The sequence below is a fragment of the Candidatus Symbiopectobacterium sp. genome (assembly GCF_020054415.1).
Taxonomy (GTDB): domain Bacteria; phylum Pseudomonadota; class Gammaproteobacteria; order Enterobacterales; family Enterobacteriaceae; genus Symbiopectobacterium.
Genome location: NZ_JAHWCO010000458.1, coordinates 1 through 1,019, shown reverse-complemented (window position 1 = coordinate 1,019; position 1,019 = coordinate 1). Strand labels below are relative to the sequence as shown.

Genomic DNA, 1,019 nt, shown 5'->3' with positions numbered 1-1,019 from the left:
GCCCAGCGAAACGACGGATCCTCGCAACGTAAAATCATGCAGTTAGGCCTCATGAGAAAAGTGTACACCTGAGATGACAAGCATTTTCAACCAAAACTGGCATGGAAAAACAGCATGATTACCTATTATTCAACAAAGCCAGTTTTTATCGCTGTTATGATTTGCTCACCTTGTGCGTTTACTGCTTTGTTTATCTGACAATTCTACGTTTTGGGATGCCAGATTGAATACCCGACTTGTCGGCAATGGAAGACAAAAATAAGGTGGCGCAGTGTTGTACACTGTAAAAGAGTCCATGCAATACGAGGTAACAACAATGAAGGATGCAGATATTAAATCGGTGTTGGAGAGGGTAAAAACGATCGCTTTGGTCGGTGCCAGTGAAAAAGTCTCTCGTCCCAGCTATGGTGTGATGGCTTATTTATTAGAGCAAGGGTATGACGTGATCCCCGTCAGCCCTAAATTTGCAGGGCAAGAACTCCATGGTCAACGGGTTTATGCGTCACTTGCCTGTATTCCTGCCAAGGTGGACATGGTCGATGTCTTTCGCCAGTCAGAGGCCGCTTACGAGGTGGCTAAAGAAGCCATCGCCATTGGTGCAAAAGTGCTGTGGTTACAAATTGGCGTCATAAACGAGCAGGCGGCGGTGTTGGCAAAAAATGCCGGACTGGAGGTGGTGATGGATCGCTGCCCGAAAATCGAGATTCCACGCTTGGGCCTCGCCAAGTAACAGGTCTGCACTTAATGCTGGCCATCGGAGCCTGTACACGAGATTGTGTAATTGCCTGATTTTGATATGTTCAATCTAACATCAAAAGCAGGTTACTTTATGGACGAAAAACAGTTACAGGCCCTGGCTAACGAGCTGGCCAAAAATATCAAAACCCCTGACGATCTCAACCAGTTTGATCGCCTGCTGAAAAAGATCAGCGTTGAAGCTGCCCTTAATGCTGAAATGACCCATCACCTCGGGCATGAGAAGCACCAGTCCAAATCTGGAACTAACACGCGCAATGGCT

The 1,019-nt window shown here is 46.9% G+C and carries 2 protein-coding genes and 1 pseudogene; all 3 read left to right on the top strand.

All coding sequences use genetic code 11. From position 1 onward, the window contains the following. Positions 1-101 precede the first annotated feature (101 nt). Positions 102-227: a hypothetical protein gene (locus tag QZ506_RS13320; RefSeq protein WP_291971641.1), complete on the top strand. Its 126-nt coding sequence runs from the start codon at positions 102-104 to the stop codon at positions 225-227. Between the two features lie 89 nt (positions 228-316). Beyond that, positions 317-730, top strand: coding sequence for a CoA-binding protein (locus QZ506_RS13315; RefSeq protein WP_291971639.1), 414 nt, complete (start codon positions 317-319; stop codon positions 728-730). A gap of 99 nt (positions 731-829) precedes the next feature. Next, positions 830-1,019: pseudogene (locus QZ506_RS13310) on the top strand (IS256 family transposase); the annotation flags it as partial.

What these genes read in the sequence shown, in the direction of transcription:
- QZ506_RS13315 (WP_291971639.1), top strand. Translation starts at nt 317, where the DNA reads ATGAAGGATGCAGATATTAAATCGGTGTTGGAGAGGGTAAAAACGATC.
- QZ506_RS13320 (WP_291971641.1), top strand. Translation starts at nt 102, where the DNA reads ATGGAAAAACAGCATGATTACCTATTATTCAACAAAGCCAGTTTTTAT.